The sequence below is a fragment of the Streptomyces sp. AN091965 genome (genome assembly GCF_022698285.1).
In the GTDB taxonomy this organism is placed as follows: domain Bacteria; phylum Actinomycetota; class Actinomycetes; order Streptomycetales; family Streptomycetaceae; genus Streptomyces.
Genome location: NZ_JALDMY010000001.1, coordinates 1,510,986 through 1,527,617, shown reverse-complemented (window position 1 = coordinate 1,527,617; position 16,632 = coordinate 1,510,986). Strand labels below are relative to the sequence as shown.

At 70.7% G+C, this 16,632-nt stretch carries 13 protein-coding genes and 1 pseudogene; 4 read left to right on the top strand and 10 right to left on the bottom strand.

Features of this window, described 5'->3' with window-relative positions:
• Positions 1-4 precede the first annotated feature (4 nt).
• From MQV74_RS05815 to MQV74_RS05790, 6 genes are all read right to left on the bottom strand, one after another.
• Positions 5-2,323 carry a type IV secretion system DNA-binding domain-containing protein gene (locus MQV74_RS05815; protein WP_242714946.1) on the bottom strand — a complete coding sequence of 773 codons (2,319 nt, stop codon included), beginning with the start codon at positions 2,321-2,323 and terminating at the stop codon, positions 5-7.
• 166 nt (positions 2,324-2,489) lie between these two features.
• Complete coding sequence (locus MQV74_RS05810) at positions 2,490-4,304, bottom strand: VirB4 family type IV secretion system protein (RefSeq protein ID WP_242714945.1); 1,815 nt, start codon at positions 4,302-4,304, stop codon at positions 2,490-2,492.
• Positions 4,305-4,389: 85 nt separating this feature from the next.
• Positions 4,390-5,520, bottom strand: a complete 1,131-nt coding sequence (locus MQV74_RS05805) for a PrgI family protein (RefSeq protein ID WP_242714944.1) — start codon at positions 5,518-5,520, stop codon at positions 4,390-4,392.
• A complete protein-coding gene (locus MQV74_RS05800) occupies positions 5,517-7,013 on the bottom strand; it encodes a hypothetical protein (protein WP_242714943.1) in 1,497 nt (498 codons plus the stop codon). Before MQV74_RS05800 ends, MQV74_RS05805 begins: the two co-directional genes overlap by 4 nt.
• 263 nt (positions 7,014-7,276) lie before the next feature.
• On the bottom strand, positions 7,277-7,675 hold the full coding sequence (locus MQV74_RS05795; protein ID WP_278194491.1) for a pilin: 399 nt from the start codon (positions 7,673-7,675) through the stop codon (positions 7,277-7,279).
• 57 nt (positions 7,676-7,732) lie between these two features.
• Entirely contained in the window at positions 7,733-8,617 is an 885-nt protein-coding gene (locus MQV74_RS05790; protein WP_242714941.1) for a hypothetical protein, read from the bottom strand.
• A gap of 708 nt (positions 8,618-9,325) precedes the next feature.
• Between MQV74_RS05790 and MQV74_RS05785 the strand changes: the two genes are divergently transcribed.
• From MQV74_RS05785 to MQV74_RS41120, 3 genes are all read left to right on the top strand, one after another.
• Complete coding sequence (locus MQV74_RS05785) at positions 9,326-9,646, top strand: hypothetical protein (protein ID WP_242714940.1); 321 nt, start codon at positions 9,326-9,328, stop codon at positions 9,644-9,646.
• Positions 9,646-9,867 carry a helix-turn-helix transcriptional regulator gene (locus MQV74_RS41350; protein WP_374120587.1) on the top strand — a complete coding sequence of 74 codons (222 nt, stop codon included), beginning with the start codon at positions 9,646-9,648 and terminating at the stop codon, positions 9,865-9,867. Before MQV74_RS05785 ends, MQV74_RS41350 begins: the two co-directional genes overlap by 1 nt.
• Before the next feature lie 102 nt (positions 9,868-9,969).
• The gene (locus tag MQV74_RS41120) at positions 9,970-11,181 is read left to right on the top strand and encodes a site-specific integrase (protein WP_242714939.1); all 1,212 of its coding nucleotides are present in this window, start codon (positions 9,970-9,972) and stop codon (positions 11,179-11,181) included.
• 199 nt (positions 11,182-11,380) lie between these two features.
• Here the strand turns inward: MQV74_RS41120 and MQV74_RS05775 are convergent.
• The 3 genes and pseudogenes from MQV74_RS05775 to MQV74_RS05765 form a co-directional block, all read right to left on the bottom strand.
• Positions 11,381-11,536, bottom strand: a pseudogene (locus tag MQV74_RS05775) (AIM24 family protein); the annotation flags it as partial.
• Positions 11,537-11,677: 141 nt separating this feature from the next.
• Complete coding sequence (locus MQV74_RS05770) at positions 11,678-12,553, bottom strand: glycoside hydrolase family 16 protein (RefSeq protein WP_242714938.1); 876 nt, start codon at positions 12,551-12,553, stop codon at positions 11,678-11,680.
• Positions 12,554-12,808: 255 nt separating this feature from the next.
• Complete coding sequence (locus tag MQV74_RS05765) at positions 12,809-14,314, bottom strand: esterase (protein WP_242714937.1); 1,506 nt, start codon at positions 14,312-14,314, stop codon at positions 12,809-12,811.
• A gap of 267 nt (positions 14,315-14,581) precedes the next feature.
• Between MQV74_RS05765 and prcB the strand changes: the two genes are divergently transcribed.
• Entirely contained in the window at positions 14,582-15,427 is an 846-nt protein-coding gene (gene prcB / locus MQV74_RS05760) for a proteasome subunit beta (RefSeq protein WP_242714936.1), read from the top strand.
• A 22-nt stretch (positions 15,428-15,449) separates the two neighbouring features.
• Here prcB and MQV74_RS05755 read toward each other — a convergent pair whose 3' ends face one another.
• A complete protein-coding gene (locus MQV74_RS05755; RefSeq protein ID WP_242714935.1) occupies positions 15,450-16,598 on the bottom strand; it encodes an FAD-dependent oxidoreductase in 1,149 nt (382 codons plus the stop codon).
• Positions 16,599-16,632 lie beyond the last annotated feature (34 nt).

The following is a 16,632-nucleotide window of genomic DNA, read 5'->3' as shown; positions in this document are numbered from 1 at the left end:
GAGGTCATGAGTTTCGGCGTGGGTCTGTGCCGGAAGGGTGTTGCTTGCGGAGGGTTGGCCTCGCGGACGTGGGCCGCGCGTTGCGCTGTGCCGCAGCGCGGATCCGGCGAGCACGGCCAGGGACGGCGGGCGGGAGCTTCGCGGTGACCACGGTGAAGGCCGGGGCCTCGGCGCCATGAACGACGGGGCGGACGGCGGCGTGGAACGCACCCAGGTTGGACAGGTCGTGCTCGGTCAGCCGGGGCTCGGTATGGCGCGCGAGGTGGCGGGCGTCTTCGGGGGAAGCATTGAAGAAGATCTTGGTGCGGGCGTTGGTACTGATGCCCTCCTCGAGTTCCTTGGGGAGCTGACGCAGATACTGGTGCGCCAGTGTCATCGACAGCCGATAACCACGGGCTTCCGAAAGCATGTCTTCCAGGGCGTACGGGAGATTGAGGAAGTGGTGGGCCTCGTCCACGTAGAGCGAGGCGTCGGGCCGACGGCCCTGGGGAACGCGCGCCCGGCGCGTGGTGGCCTGCCAGGTGCGGGCGACGACGACCGAGCCGACCAGGCGGGCGGTCTCGGCGCCCAGGTGGTCCCGGGCGATGCGCACCAGGCAAATCCCGCCTGTGTCGAGGACTTGGTCCATCTCGACACTCGATGTCCCGCCGGCCAGGGCCTCACGGACGAAGGGGCGCAGCAGGAGGCCACGGAGCTTGTTCATCAGCGGGGCCGTGACCTGGGCGCGGGCAGCCGCGGACAGGTCGTCGTACCAGGACCAGAAGCCGCGTAGGACGGGATCATGGATCTGACGCACGGCGCGCTGCCGGAAGGCTGGGGCCGCCAGCAGTGTGGGGAGATCGGTGAGGGCGGGGGCGTCGGACAGAGTGCGAAGGGTGAGTAGCCCGGCACGGAGGATGTCGTCGGTACGAGGGCCCCAGGACGAGGCGTAGACGCGGGAGAAGAGCGAGACCAGGTTGTCCACGGTGCGTACGGCGTCCTCGCCCTCCAGCGGGTTGATGACCGGTGGGCGGTGCCTGCTGTTGGCGTCGAAGAGCACGACCCGCTCTCCCAGCCGTTCCGGCAGCCGCATCAGGACGTCCGTGACCAGGTCGCCCTTCGGGTCGATCACCACCTGCCCGCGGCCCGCCTCGGCATCGGCGAGCACCATGTGGGCCATCAGCTCGGACTTGCCCGAGCCGGTGGCCCCGAGGATGTGGAGGTGCTGACGGGCGTCGGCGATCCACAGGCCGACAGGTCGTATGCCTCCGGCCGTGGTCCGTCCGATGGGCTTGGCCGACGGTCCGGGCGCGGCGACTCCGGGCGGCGGGGGAACCGCGCGGGCACCGGCACGCTGGAGTCCCGGGACGGTGGCGTCCCAAGGGAGATGGGCGAGAGCGGCCAGTTCCGGCACGCAAAGAAGATCGCCCTTGTCCAGGCGGCGTTCGGAGAGATGGGCCAGGGCGCGGTGGGGCCGGGTCCGGCGGAAGAAATTGTGCTCGGTGTACGAGGCGTACGTGCTCGCGACCGCATGGGCGTGCCCGCGCAGCCGGTCGCGGACGCGGTGGCGGACCTCGGTGTGGCCCGAGTCGGCCACGGGGGCGACGACGGCGTAGCGCAGGCGGCTCTCGTACAGGGCGCCTCGTTGCTTGGCCACGATGGCTCGGCTCGCAGCTGACATTTCGAGTGCCGTCTGCCGGTCCACCGAGGACGTTGAGCTGCGAGGGAGGAGACGAGGCGTCACCGCGTCCAGCAAGCGGCTGACCGGCCGGGCCGGTCCACCCGTCCCTAGGCGTCGGGCCGCCCGGCGGGCCTTCTGCACTCGGCTTCCGGTGACCGGGCGCGCCAGGACCTGGACCACGGCGTTCTCGTCCTGGCCCAGGCCGATCGGGGTACCGAGCAAGGCACGCAGGGGGTCGGACGGGAGGTCGGTGCGCAAGGGCAGAGCCTCGTGGCGGGCGAGCCGTAGCTCGCCCCAAGCCGCCTCGCCGCTCGGGGTGAGACGGACCGGGGCGTTGGCCGGACGGGTACGGGTAAGAGCCCCGGGCCACGCGGCCTCGATCGCGCGCTCCACCATCCCGGGCGGTATCACTCCCGGGACCCAGAGCTGGATGCGGACTTCCTGCCGGTGCAGCACGTACTCCCAGCTCAGGTGTGGCTGTCCGGCGAGCAGCCTGCGCCAGGCCGGCCGGAGCAGTCCGACGAGGTGCGACCACAAGGCGGTCGCTCCGGCCGGGTCGGCTGAGGGCGGCGGCAGCAGTTCGATGACGCGTGCCCCGTCAGCCAGCCTTCGTCGATACCAGCGGCGCCACCACCAGCGGGCCGCGATGAGTGTGCCCAGCACAGCGAAGGCTGACGGGGCAGCGACCGGGCCTGACGCGATGAGCCTCTCAGAGAAGTACGCGAGAACGGCTCGCAAGCTTCCGCCAGGGTCGCGCAGGTACTCCTGCAGCGGAGAGCCGTCCGTGACCGAAACCGCCACGCCAATGACTGGGTTCATGGCTTCCGCCTCAGAGGGAGTCGAGGACGATCTGGTCGCTGGCAGTCACCTCAAGCCCGGGCGCCGCCGCTGTCCCGGTCGCCGGGGTGAAGTCGGGGTAGGGGGAGCCCGCCGCCTCGGTCTCGGAGTACGCGGCGAGCTCAGCGGGATCCGAGGTCACCAGGTAGTGCTCCGTGGGCGAGGCCACGCTCTGGAACGCCACGCGCTGCGGGCCCGCGCAGAGCAGCCCCTGACCCTGGTCGGCCGTCAGGAGGAACTGCCGTTCCCCGTCGGAGAGATCAAAGGCCTGGGTGATCTCGTCGATGGCTTGGGGCGCTTGGCGCAGCAGGACCTGTGTCGCGGCGTTGGCCACCACGGCCTTGCCCAGGTCCGTGGCGAGAACGTCGGCGGTGTCCTGGGTGGCCACGGTCAGCCCGGCCCAGTGCTTGCGGCTGGCCTTGGCCATCCGGAACAGAAAGTCGGCGCCGGCCCGTTCCCGCATCAGCAGCCACGCCTCGTCCACGGCCACCAGGCGCGGTCGGCGCAGCTCGGGGTCGGACACCCGCCGCCACACCGCGTCCAGCGTGAGCAGGGTGCCGATGGGCTTGAGTTCTTCGGCCAGGTCCCGGAGCGAGAAGACCACGAGATGGCCTTCAGGACGGCTGGTCGTCGGCCCGGCGAACAGCCCGGAGAAGGTGCCGTGGACGAAGGGATGTAGCCGCACGGCCAGTTGAGCCGCGGCAGCGTCCGCGGAGTGTTCGAGCACGTTGGCCAAGTCGGGCAGCAGCGGAGCTGGGCGCATCCAGGTCCGCGGGTCTCCCGTGATCCCGGCCTGCTGGTACGTGGCCACGATCGCGCGGTCCAGGGTCGCCCGCTCCGTGGGTTCGAGCTGTCCGCTGAGCAGGACGCCGATGGCCGTGTGCAGGAACAGCGAGCGCCTGACGAGTGCGTCCTTGGGCGCGGTGCGGCGGCCGTCGGGGCGGGTGTGGACGGGCAGGTCGAAGGGGTTGAGGCGTTCGTTCTCGGCGCCGAGGTGGACGTAGGTGCCGCCGACGGCACCGGCGAGGCGGGCGTACTCGTCCTCGGGGTCGATCACGTGAACCTCGATGCCTCGGTACAGCGAGCGCAGCAGTTCCAGCTTGACCAGGTAGGACTTGCCCGCGCCTGAGCGGCCGAGGACGACCGAGTTGTGGTTGTCCAAGGCGAAGCGGTCCCAGTGCACCAGGCCTTGGCTGCCGACGTTGTACCCGTAGAGCACCCCGTTCGGCGCGGCGACCGACGTGGGGTCGGCCGGTGGAAGATCCGGGCTGGTGAAGGGGAAAGCCGCGGCGAGGGCACTCGTGTCGAACGTGCGGCGAAGCCGCAGCAGGTCCAGTCCCATGGGTAGGCAGGTGAGCCAGCCCTGGAGGCTGCGGTAGCTCGCGGGCTTGGCGTCCAGCAGAAGACTGGCGGCCAGGGAGCGGACAGCAGCCACTTCGTCCACCAACTCGTCCTGACCGCTGGCATGGACGGTGAGGTAGAGGCCGAGGCGGTATAGCTGGCCTTCGCCGCGGGCCACGCGGGCGGAGAGGTCGTACGCGTCTTCCGTAGCTGCCTCGACGTAGGGGTCGAGCAGCCGTCCTCTGTCCTGGGTGTAGCGGCGGCCGGACTCCAGACGCGCAAGCTGTCGCTTCAGCCGGTTGGCGGCGGTCGCCGGGTCGATCGGCTCGATGTGCAAAGAGACATCCAGCCGCCCTGGGTACGTCAGCAGGGGCTGGAGCCAGCCGGGGTGGACCTCGCGGGGGTAGCCGGCCACGGCGAAGGAGGCGACCCATTCGGTGCCGACCTCGAGGTGTCGAGGCGCCACTACCAGGGTGTCGGGAGCGACGTTTCCGTGCGTGCCCGCTACGTCGAGGTGGCCCTCGGACGCAGCGGATGCGGAAGGACGGCGGTCACGGTGCTTCATGCTGCTCGATTCCCTGCATGGGGGAGAGCGGGACGGCGGTGTCGCCTTCAGCCCCCGAGTTCTCCGCGCCGTTGGCGCCGGTGATGACCTCGTTGGCCCCGGCCAGGGAGGACGATGGTGGGACGAGGCAATCCGGGTTGCAGGCCGCGGCGAGTACGGCAGTGGACTGCCCGGCGTCCAGCGAGGTCACGGTGATTCCGATGAGGCCGAGTAGTTCGGCCGCCTCGCTCAGACGACGGAGCAGACGGGCCTCGGCGGCACGACGGGCGCCAGTCTCCACCGCCGAGGCGCCGCGGCGCGCCCTCCGCAGGAAGATCGCGCCGAGCGGTGACGATCCGCCCAGCCTTTCGGAACCGGATGCGGAGCGGACCGGTTCTCTCAGGATCAGCAGCACCTGGCGGCGAAGGAGATCAGCGTCCCGCCCCAACTGCTCCACATAGTGGGCGTGTTCGCGGGCGGACCTCTCCAGGGCGGGGTGTGGGAGGGCGGTGGCGTGCTTGCGCAACTCGTGGATCTGCGTGGACAGATCGAGGCGTTCGGCTCTGACGAGAATCTGCACGGGCGCGATGAGCGAGTGCAAGTAGCGGCCGAAGGCCCCGACGAGGGATTCCTGCTCGGTAGGGGTACGCAGCGCGAAGTTGATTGTGCCGCACACCGCCACCGCCGCGACACCGTCCGAGCCGAGATCGACCACACCCGTCTCGGACACTGCCTGGGCTGGGAGGCGAAGCGGCGTAGCGGAAGGGCCCGCGCCGAGTCGTGCCGGCCTGCCGGCCTCGTCGGTGGCACGATCGAGGAGCCAGCGCGGCGGCAGGGGAGCGCCTTCCGGCGTGGAGATCAGGCGGTGGGGTGCCAGGCGCTGGCGGAGTGCGGCCAGCGCGAATCGATCCAGGGACATGCCGTCGCGGCTGCCGAGAGCGAGCAGCAGCGCCGTGCCGCTGACAGGCAGGGTCAGCAGGAGGAAGGCCGACAGCGGCAGCAGGTTCCGGGTGAGCGACCAGAAGCCGTACAGCAAGGCACCGGTGGTCGTGAGGACGAGCAGCTGGTGGGCGGTCAGGTTTGCAAGGACGGTGTCCTCACGTTCGACATCCGCAGGGATGCGCACCGTCTGGGTCATCGGCGATCACCTCGTGGACGGGTTGGGCCGCTGGGCGGCGGCGTGCCACCGACGGGCGGGGGCGGGCGGAAGGTGGCGGGTGCGGGCGGGCGAGTGGCCCGGACAGGCCGGCTGAGCGAGGGCTGTGAGCGCGGCTCCTGGAACACCGGCGCAGCCGGGGCCCGTGCCGGTCGGGGCAGTGGCCGCGTCGTTGACGGTGGAACCGGAGGCCGGAAGGCCGGAACGGTGGGTGCGGGAGCTGTCGGCGGTCGTCTGGGGCCGGACGTCGCCATGCCCGACTGTCCGCTCGCCGCCAGGAAAGCAGGCATGGGCGGAGGTCCGGGGGCGTGCCCGACGGCTGGTGGCGGCATGGCCTGACCGGGAGCCTGGGCAGGCTGGTGGGGCGATAGGAACAATGGTGGTCCTGGAGGACGCAGCGGACGCGCGCCCCCTCGCCCACCGAGCCCTGGTGTCCCCGCTGCGCCCCGCCGCTGGCGTGCCACCGGCACGGGTGCTGCCGGTGCGGCTGCCTGCCGGTTCGGAGCCGCCGCGCCGGGCCCTCCCCGACCGCCCCAGCCGCCATGGCCGGCGGCCGCCCGTGCGGGCCTGCGGCGCAGTAGCCCGAACGTCTTGTAGGCCACCGCGGCGCGGACGATCCGGCCGGTGAACGACCTGCCGTGCCCTACCCGTGCCGAACTCAGGATCCAGAAGGGGATCTTGAACAGGATGTACATCAGCGCCAGTGAGACGAGCACACTGACCAGGTCGTGCTGCTCACTACCGAACGGGCTGAAGTTCCCCGGCGTCAGGAATACGCGTATCCCCACCACCAGCGCCATCGACTGGGCGACCTGGATCGCGAGCAGCCCGGCGAAGACGCGCCACCACCAGCGGGCGATGCCGTCCGTCTGCGGCAACGCGTGACACATCAACGCCAGCGGCGCACCCGCGATGAGCAAGATCGTCAGCGCGACCCGCACGATGTACGTCACCAGCAACGCCACCAGGAGGACGGCGACCACGCCCAGCATCAGGATGATGAAGATGCTGCTGTCGGACGTGAAGCTGCTGAGGACGAAGTCCCGCAGCGCCGTGCCTGCGGCATCCTCGTCGAGACCGGGACCCAGCACGGCCATGGACAAGGCGTTGGCCAACTCCACGGCTTTGTCGGCCAGGAGGAGAGACAGCCCGGCGGCGAGGAACCCCAGCGGGATCCTAGGAGCCAACTCACGTAGCGAATAGCGGTTCTGCACGGTCTGGTGCCCCATCAGCAGAACTCCGGCCACCATGACCAGCAGCCCGTACGAGGCGAGCGTGATCTTCCAGGAGTCCGCCCACAGCTCCCCGACCCGGGGTATTGAGCCCGGCTCGGGGGTGGTCAGCAGGGTGTCGCCGAGGAGCTTCAGCAGAGGGTTCAGGGCAGCGCTCACGATGCCCTTGAAGAAGGCGTTGATCGCCGCGGTGACGCCCTTCGCGACCCAGTCGACGATGCCCGTGGGCGCTTGATCCGCCACTGCCGTCGTGACTTCGTCCGGAGCGGAAGCAGGGAAGAGGGGAGCGGTGCGAAACTGCGGAGCGCAGCCGTCGGGCTCGCATGGCGGTGGCTCACCGACCGGGGCCCCAAACGCTGTGGAGGCGCCGGCACCGGGGCGCGCCGCAGAGGTATCGCCCCCACCCACGAGCAGAGGCAGTAGCGCGACTATCAAGACGCAGCCGACCGCAGCCTTCCTTCGCCAACGGCGCGGATGCCGAGCTGTGACACAGGAGAGCATTGGCCTCACGCCTCGACAATCCCTTTGAGGATCTCCACGACGAGAGGCGCGAGCGCGGCGATCCCGTAGCCCCACCCCGCGCTTTTGAACGCGGTCTTCGCCCTCTGCACTTCGCCCGGATCACCCCCGGCCATCAGATAGAGGACTCCGCCGATGGTCAGGAAGACGGTGGCCAGTCCGGCGAGGACTCCCATAATCCAGTTACGGATGTTGTCGAGCACGTCGTTCACGGACTTGGCCAGCGCAAGGACGTCCCCGCCGTCCGCTGCGAACGCCGAGGAGGCGGCGAGCACGGTCACCGCGGTGGACAGCGTGAGGAGCAGCGGCCACCGGAGTACGTGGTGCCGAGGGCTCAAAGGGGGCCCGGCAAGGCGAGGCCACGCGCGGTAGCGCCGCTTCCGCATCGTGCTGGGAGGCTTCTCGTGCATCGCAAGCATCTCCAAGGGCCGGGGAGCGGAGGGCTATGAGGGAGCCCCTGCACCCGAAGAGACCGGCTCGGGCGACGCGTTTGGACAACCAGCCGAGCCGCGCCGACGCGGGGCGGCCAGTCCACGAGGGAGATCCACCGTTGCCATACGTGCTACGGGATCTTCCGCATCGGCGGTCCGGATCCGATCTCGCAGGAACGCGACCAGTCGCTGTTCCGCCCGGCGCCGGGTCTTGTAGACGGAGGAAAGGGTCCGGCCGTGCCCCAGGGCCCAGTCGCCGACGGACTGGCCATCCAGTCGGGTACCGCCGATCAGGTCTGCCTCGGTCCGGTTCAGGACCCCCATGCGGACCGCGCGCGCCAGGACGAGATCTGGGTGGCCCCAGGGCGCCTGCGGTGGAGCGGACTCGAACCCTCCGGGCCCCACCGGCGTGGGCGCGTCCACCGCCTCGGCGAGCGCGGCGAATCCTCGCCGGTATGCGGCCCACTTGAGCCGGACGACGACGCGCGGCCGGTCCAGATCGACCGTACTCAGAGCGCTCAGGAATCCGGAGAGCACCTCGGCGTGCACGTCGTGCGGATCCCCTGCGTACCGCGCTGTGAGCCGCCTGGCGACGCTGGCAAGGGCGGGCAGGGCCATCCCGGCACAGGCCAGCGTCCACGTGGCGCCGATGGTGCGAGAGCGTTCCACCAGCATGATCCAGACGGCGTCTTTCGCGCGCTGTGGGCAGTGGCCGTGAAGCAGGCGGTCGAGCAGTTCGTCCAGGGGCACACAGCGGTTGGGCAGGCCGTTGAGCCCGCGGCAGTCGAGAGACAGCGGATGAACCCCGGTTACCAGCAGCTCAAAACTGCTCCGGGCGATGTCCAGTGGAAGCGGCGCCCCATCGGTACAGCGGTCGCGGCGCCTGACACAAGGCATGGTGGCGCCTCCTTCGGGAGCTAGTGACTCGTCATGACGCCCTCAGGAGGCATGCTCACTGCCAAGTGGCGAGCAGCTGACGCCTACAGATCTACGTCGGCGGACTGCTGTTCCACGTATCGGCATAGGCACCCCACCCAGCTGTGAGTGCCTGGCGCACGTACCGCCGGGCCATAAGCCGGATTTAGTAACGCCGCAGTAGCCCCTGAGCTGCGCTTTAGTAGCGGCCCAAGGGCTGGCGGACTCATTCTCAAACGTGATGAAGCGGCAGAGCTGCGGGGAGCGGTCTCACCGTTCCTTGTCGAAAATTCGGACGATTCCCGGCCTCTTGAAGCGACAGCACCTCACACCAGAGGACAAGAGGAAATGGAAATACCACGTCCCCGCCACGACAGAGACGACCAGGACGATGCCAACTGGCTGACTCGGGCCGTCCTCAACGTCATTGCGTACTACTGCCAGCCGCACGAACGGGTGCTCGTCCTCGCCTCCGACGGCGGCGAGTCCTGCCCTGCTGCACACAGGGTCTCGGCCGTGGCCGAGTCCTCCTCAGGACTGGTCCGGACGATAGCCGTGCGTGTGCTTGGCCCTGCTGGCCAACTCGACCTGCCTGGTGCGGATGCAGGCCCGCCCGCAGAGTCCGGGGCCGGACCGAAGCCTCCACAGCGTGACTCGTCTGCAGTCCTTCGCCGGACTCCGCAGGAAGGGGTGGAGCTCGGCGATGCCTCCCAGCCCTTCGACACAGTGATCGCTTGCGTGGACGCCCGCTCGGCCGACTGGGTCGGCGATATCCCCTGGGCCGCGCTTCTCGGGCCTGCCGGGGCGGTTGCCTTCATCACGCATGCCCGCACTGCGAACACCTGTGACTCGGTGATCCGTGACTGCTTAGCCCCTGTTGCTCAGAGTGCGCATCTGATCCGACTCGACCAAATCACCCTGCACGCCGTACCGGCGCAGCCACACGCGACCGTGTCGTTCTTCATCCGCCCGCTTCCTGCTGTGGGTTCGCCGAACCGGGAGTGGCCCTGATGCCGAAGTCCTTGCGGCCCGAGCGCTGGTTGACGTCCCAGGAGACAGCCGATCGCCTCCGCGTCGCACGCAAGACGCTCTACAACTGGGCGAGCACCTGGGAGGTGGAGCACCGCGGCCCGAAGCCCTTCCGCATGGGCGGTCGCGCTCTCCGCTATCGGGAGTCGGACGTCGACCGCTGCGTCGTGGAAGGGGGGACGAGCACTGATCACTCCAAATGATCACCAGGAGGTGGCAACGTGACGAGGGAGGAACCCTACGACCGCTGGCACAAGTCTCACCCTCGGCAAGGAGACCCAGAGTGCCCGGACCACCCGGGCTTGGTGCCAAGTGCTCTGCACGGCTGCGCGAAGCGATGGCAGGCGCGCTGGCGGGAGGCATCCGGACGTCAGCGGGCCAAGAATTTTCCTGCAAACAGGAAGCAGGCGGCCGCTGCGTTCCAGCGCAGCCAGCGCGCTGCCGTGGAGGAAGGACGACTTCCCTTCCCGCACAGAGGTCGGCGCGACAAGAAGAACGGAGCTCCGACGATCAGCGAGTACGTGGAGACGTTCCTGGCCCGGCACGAACGCCGCCCGGGAACCATCCATGCGTACGGACATCGACTGCGACGCCACGTGGTCCCGGTGCTGGGATCGCATCTCCTGTCAGAGGTCAAGCGGGGGGAGTACCGGGACTTCCTGGTCGCCTTGAAGAACGGTGGCATGTCTGATACCAGCCGGTCCAACGTCAAGAAAGCCTTGTCCGTGATGCTGTCGATGGCCGTCGAGGACGGCCACCTGGACGGCAACCCGGTCGTGGGGATCCGTGTGCCGAGGGGACCTGGACGCGAGGTGCGGTTGACGTGGGCCCACGTAGTCGCTCTTGCGGAGGAGATCGATCCTCGCTACGAGCTGACGATCTGGTACGGGGCCCTCCAAGCGCTGCGTTCGATGGAGGCCGCCGGGGTGCGCCGTCCGGACATGGAAAGTGTTCCGGGCATGCAGTTGGTGGAGGAGCAGAGGCAAAAGGGTCAGGCAGTTCCCTTGAAAACGAAGGCCAGTAGAGCCTCGCTCGCCGTCGGCTCATTCCTGAGGGATAAGTACTGGACGCACGTGGCACGCTGGCGAGCACCGATGACTGCCGCCGCGTTGCGTCGGCGCGAAAGCCGAGGTCTGCCGGCTATTCCACGTGAGTACGCAGACCTGGTGACGGTCAGCCGGCGCTGGACGCCACTCAACAAGGACACCCTGAGTCACGCCTTTGAGGTGGCGAAGAAGCGAGCTCGGGGCCGGGGTGTGGACGTTCCGGAGGATGCGAGTTTTCGCGACCTGAGGCACTTCGCGGACGCGGTGCTCATCGCCTCGGGCCTCGAACCGCGCAAGGTCCAGGCGCGTATGAGACACGGCCGCATCGCCGAGACATTGGACACCTACGGCTACCTGATGTGGGAAGTGGACTGGGAGAACGCTCCGGCGTCCTTTGAAGAGCTGTATGGAATCCCGGCGCCTCCGGGCCTGCCGGAGGCCGCCCTGGTGCCACGCAGTGAACGACGGTGAAGGAGCGGCAGACGTGATCGGTGAGGGCTCCTCTGCGCAAGGGGGGAGGACGACCGGTGAGCACCGAGGCAGGCCGGTCGTACGTTATTGCACCGCTTGTCGCGGGCAAACAGCGAGCGCCGTGCACTGGATGTGCACGGCGCTGGCAGCCCCTATTCGTTTGTCCTGCTCAGGTGATATTTCACCGCTCGGTCGGCATGAACTGGAGGTTCCCGCGGTAGGCGATCATCGCTCCCTGCCGGGCCAGCATCTCGCCGCTCACCGCGTACTTGAGGGACTTGGAGTTCTGCACGCTCATGCCGGGGGCCGTCGCGGGCCGCGCCAGGTGCCGCTCGGAGAAAAGGTCGCTCTTCATGCGGGCATCCTGCCCGGGTGCGGGTGTTTCGCCAAGTCACTGGGGGTTTGGGCCCTTGTGGACGAAGGTCGCGTGCCGCGGGCCCGGTGCGCGACCTTCGTCTCGTACGGGAGCGACTTCGGTCGGCCCCGGTCGCGGGGGTCAGCCGCCGGTGACGCGTACGTAGTCGACGGTCAGCTGCTGCGGGAAGACGGTGCTGCCGTTCGGGTCGCCCGGCCAGTAGCCGCCGACGGCGAGGTTGAGGATGAGGAAGAACGGCTTGTTGAACGCCCACTGCTTGCCGCCGAGGTCGGCCGGGGTGCGGGTCTGGTAGACGCGGCCGTCGACGGACCAGGTGACCTTGTTCGGCGACCAGTCCACGGCGAAGGTGTGGAACCTGTCCGCGAACGCCTCGCCGCCGGGCAGGGTGTACGCCGCCCCGATGCCGCCGGAGCCGGAGTAGCCGGGGCCGTGCAGCGTGCCGTGCACCGTGCCGGGCTCGAAGCCGACGTTCTCCATGACGTCGATCTCACCGCAGTTCGGCCAGCCCACGCTGCCGATGTCGGTGCCGAGCATCCAGAAAGCCGGCCACATCCCCTGGCCCCGGGGCACCTTCATCCGGGCCTCGACGTGGCCGTAGGCCTGGGTGAACCTCCCCGCCGTGTTCAGGCGCGCGGAGGTGTACTCGCACCGGCCGTACCAGCACGAGTAGTCGGCCGGGTTCTCCTTGCGCGCGGTGATGACCAGGTTGCCCCGGCCGTCCAGGGCCGCGTTCTTGGTGCCCGAGGTGTAGTACTGCCGCTCGTGGTTGTTGACGTTGTCGCCGGTCTCGAGCTGCCACTTGCCGCCGTCGACCGCCGCGCCCGCGGGCCCGTTGAAGTCGTCGGTGAACGCGAGGGCCGCGGCGGGGCGCGGCGCGGGCGGGGCCGACGCGGCGGCGGGGCTCACGGCGAGGGCGCAGCAGGCCGTGGCGAGCGCGCCGAGAGCGGCGCGGCGGCGGCGACGAGGGCGGGGGCGAGGGCGGGGGACCACTGTCATCACATCGCTTCGCGTGGGGGTGTGTGCATGACAATCAAGCGTCGGGAAGTGAACGCTGAGAGCGCTCACAGCCCTGCGGTGCCTCTACTTGGTTTAAGGCAAGCGGAATGGGGCCGTCAAGCAGTCGGTACGGACCAACTGCCCGACGGCCCCCATCTCCTGACGGCGGGTCGATCCCCTGGTCCCCTGACGGCAGGTAGATCCTCCCGTCCCCTGACGGCAGGTCGATCCCGCCGCCCGTCGCCGGAGGGCGCGCTACTCGTCGATCGCCGTGCCGAACGCGGATCCGTCGACAGGCACGCCGAGCGACTTCACGCCGAACGTCCAGGACCCGGAGGCGGTGACGCCGCCCCGCGCGGCCGGGAGGAACCACGCGACACCGTCACCGGCGTTCTCGCCCGGCGCCGAGGCGATCAGATCGAAGCGGCGGTCGCGGTTCGGGTCCGCGAGCCGCACCTGCGCGCCCCACTTGTCGCCCTTCTCGGCCACGCCGGGAACGCCCTCGCTGTTCTGCGTCCAGGAGGCGACGCCGCGTGTGGTCAGGCCGCCGCGCGCGCCGCGGAGCACCCACACCGCGCCCGCGTCCGCGACCCGCCCGACGTCCTCGCCGGGCGCGCCGATCGCGACGTCCGCGTAGCCGTCGTGGTTCGTGTCGTCCACGGACAGGTCGGCGCCCCAGCGGTCGCCCTTCTCCACGACGCCGGGTACGCCCGCGGTGCCCTGGCTCCACCACCTGACCGCCGCCGAGGGGCCGTTCGGGCTGCCGTAGCGGACGCCGACCAGACCGCCGGTCAGCGTCTCGCCGCCGTCGTCGGGAGAGTCGGGCTCGCCGGTCACCAGGTCGTCGAAGCCGTCGCCGTCGATGTCCCCGGTCGCGGCGACGGGCCCGCCGCGCAGCTCGCGCTCCTTGGTGAGGCCCTCGGCGCGGCCGGAGTAGTACGTCGACCAGCCGTGCCCGGGTTCGTCGCCCGTCGTCACGCCGGAGACCACGAGGTCGGCGAAGCCGTTGTCGTCGTAGTCCCCGGTGGTGAGCGACGTGGGCAGCACGACGCGGCGCGCGGCGGCCCGGTCCCCGTCGGCCCCCGCGACCGGCCCGGCGAGGCGCTGGGAGGACTGCCGCTGGAACGCCCGGCCCGGGGGTATGTGCGGCTGGTCGCCGTAGGTGTAGGTGTCCAGTTCGTCGCGGTCGGTCACGGCGAGGACGTCGCCCTCGGTCGCGCCGCTGAAGCGGGCCGCGGCGACCCCGGTGCCGAACCGCTCGCCCGCGCGCGGCTCCTCGGCCTCGATCCAGTCGCTGAGGCCGGGCTTGAGGCCCTGCTTGGTGCCCCAGAAGATCGTCACGCGGCCCGCGTCGCGCCGTCCGTCGACGTCCTCGCCCGGCGCGGCGATCACGGCGTCGTCGTAGCCGTCGGAGTTCAGATCGCCGCTCGCGACGGTGGTGCCGAAGCCGTCGCCCGCCTCGGGGGTGCCGTCGCCGCCGGTGGAGGCCTCGCTGAGCCGGGCCACGCGCGCGGTGCCGATGCCCCGCGGCGAGCCGTACTGCACGGTGACGAGCCCGGCGCCCTTGTGGCCGTCCACGGTCGCGCCGGGCGCGCCGACCAGCAGGTCCTCGTAGCCGTCGCCGTTGTAGTCGCTGTTGCGGTCGTTGGCGTGCGTGCTCCCCGGCGTGCCCGCGAGCGCGGCGGGGGCGGCGGCCACACCCGCCCCGGTGAGCAGCAGGAAGGAGGCCGCGGTGAGCGCGGCCGAACGGTTCTTGCGCAAGAAAGGCTCCCGTTGAGGAAAGGTGGGGAAGGCTGTCCGGGCGGCACGGGGGTGGTCCGGACAAGCCCGCTCCGTTCCTCCGGCGCCCTCTTCGACCAAGGATGGGGTCCGAGGGTTGTACGGGGCACGTGTTTCGCCCGCGCGTCGTGGGCCGGGAGGGAGCGGACCAACTCGCCGCCTGGGTTACCCGATTGGGGGCGCGGGTAGGGTGCGCCAGACGATCCGTCAGCGAGCACGGATCGGCCGGCGAGCCTGGGAGGGACGCGCATGAACACCGGTCCGCACGGCACGGGTGGTCTGCCGCCCGCCTTCCTGGCCCCCGAGACGTCGTCCTTCGTGGACTTCCTCGCGGCGCACGCCCCCGACCTGCTGCCCGCCCGCCGCGCCCTGCCCGCCCCGCACGACGGCTTCGAGGCACCGCACGGCACCACCATCGTCGCGGCCGCGTACGCGGACGGCGTCCTGGTCGCGGGCGACCGCCGGGTCACGCAGGGCAACGTCATCGCGCACCGCGAGTACGACAAGGTCTTCCCCGCCGACGGGCACTCGGCGATCGCCATCGCGGGCACCGCGGGCCTCGCCGTCGAACTGGTCAAGCTCTTCCAGCTCGAACTGGAGCACCACGAGAAGATCGAGGGCACCGCCCTGTCCCTGCTAGGCAAGGCGAACCGCCTCACCACCCTGGTCCGCGGCAATCTCGCCCTGGCGATGCGGGGCCTCGCCGTCGTCCCGCTGTTCGCCGGGTACGACCTGGACAGGGGCGTGGGCCGCGTCTTCTCGTACGACGTCACGGGCGGGCGCAGCGAGGAGCGGCACATCGCCGCCACCGGCTCGGGCTCGGTCTACGCCCGCGGCGCGCTGAAGAAGCTCTACCGCCCCGGGATGTCCGAGTCCGACATCGTCCTGGCCGCCGTGCAGGCGCTGTACGACGCGGCGGACGACGACTCGGCCACGGGCGGGCCCGACCTCACCCGCCGGCTCTTCCCGCGCGTGTGCCTGGTCACCGAGGACGGCTACCGGCAGGTGGCGCAGGACGACGTCGCCGAGGTGGCCGGGGCCGTGGTGGACCGGCGCCTGGAGGAGCCGGACGGGCCGCGCGCGCCCGTGCTCTGAGCCGGGCCGCCCCTGAGGTCGGTCACCGGGGTCCGGCCAGGTGGGCGAGGACCCGGTCGGCGCCGTCGGGGCCGAAGGCGTCGGCGATGGCCCCGGCCGCGCCTGCGGCGGCTTCGGCCGAGCGCGGCAGCAGCACCTTCTCGTAGGCGGCGACGGCCTCGTCGACGGTGGCGTGGTCGACGAGCGCCCGGGCGAGGTCGGCGCCGTCGAGCAGGGCGAGGTTGGCGCCCGTCCCGGAGAACGGTGACATCAGGTGGGCGGCGTCTCCCAGGAGGGTGAGGCCGGGCGTCGGTGCCCAGGTGTGCGGGACGGGCAGCGCGTACAGGGGCCGGTGGACGTAGCCCCTGTCGGTGTCGGTGATGAAGGCGAGCAACGGCTCGCTCCAGCCGGTGAAACGGTCCAGGAGAGCGGCCCGTACGGCGGCGGTGTCGGCGAGGTCGAGCCCGGCCCGCCGGTGCCAGTCCTCGTCGGCGCTGAGGGCCACGTAGGCGCGGATGTGTCCGCCGCCGGTGCGCTGGGCGACGAGGCCGCGGCGGTCGTGGAGGGCCATCATGGTGCCCGCGGCGGTGAGGGCCGCGAGGCGCGGGTGGCGGGTGTCGACGTCGTCGAAGCCGGTCTCGACGAAGGTGACGCCGGTGTACTGCGGCGTGGCGTCCGTCAGCAGGCGGCGGACCCTGGACCAGGCGCCGTCGGCGCCGATGACGAGGTCGGCGTCGGCGCTCGTGCCGTCGGCGAAGCGCAGGCGGTGCACGCCGCCGCCGACGGGCTCGACGTGGGTGAGCCGGTGGCCCCAGTGCACGGTGCCGGGTGCGAGTGAGTCCAGGAGCAGGCCGCGCAGCTGGTCACGGTCTATTTCGGGGTTGCCCTCGCGGGTGTCGGCCTCGGGCGGGATGCCGTCGAACACGATCCGGCCGTCCGCCCCGACCAGGCGCATCTGTTGGCCTTCGGGCCGGGCCAGGGCGAGGAACGCGTCGAGCAGACCGGCCGCGCGCAGGGCCGCCCGGCCGGTGTCGGGGTGCATGTCCAGGGTGCCGCCCTGGCCCCGGGCGGTGGGCGAGGCGTCCAGGTCGTGGACCGTGACGCGGATGCCGTGCCGTTGCAGGACACGGGCGCAGACCAGGCCGCCGGGTCCGGCTCCGACGATCGCGATGCGCGGGGTGGTGGTGTTCATCGAGGTGCCTTTCTCGAAGGGGCGACTGCGCGGC

What these genes read in the sequence shown, in the direction of transcription:
- MQV74_RS05805 (WP_242714944.1), bottom strand. Translation starts at nt 5,520, where the DNA reads ATGACCCAGACGGTGCGCATCCCTGCGGATGTCGAACGTGAGGACACC.
- MQV74_RS05795 (WP_278194491.1), bottom strand. Translation starts at nt 7,675, where the DNA reads ATGCGGAAGCGGCGCTACCGCGCGTGGCCTCGCCTTGCCGGGCCCCCT.
- MQV74_RS05790 (WP_242714941.1), bottom strand. Translation starts at nt 8,617, where the DNA reads ATGCCTTGTGTCAGGCGCCGCGACCGCTGTACCGATGGGGCGCCGCTT.
- MQV74_RS41350 (WP_374120587.1), top strand. Translation starts at nt 9,646, where the DNA reads ATGCCGAAGTCCTTGCGGCCCGAGCGCTGGTTGACGTCCCAGGAGACA.
- MQV74_RS05770 (WP_242714938.1), bottom strand. Translation starts at nt 12,553, where the DNA reads ATGACAGTGGTCCCCCGCCCTCGCCCCCGCCCTCGTCGCCGCCGCCGC.
- prcB (WP_242714936.1), top strand. Translation starts at nt 14,582, where the DNA reads ATGAACACCGGTCCGCACGGCACGGGTGGTCTGCCGCCCGCCTTCCTG.
- MQV74_RS05755 (WP_242714935.1), bottom strand. Translation starts at nt 16,598, where the DNA reads ATGAACACCACCACCCCGCGCATCGCGATCGTCGGAGCCGGACCCGGC.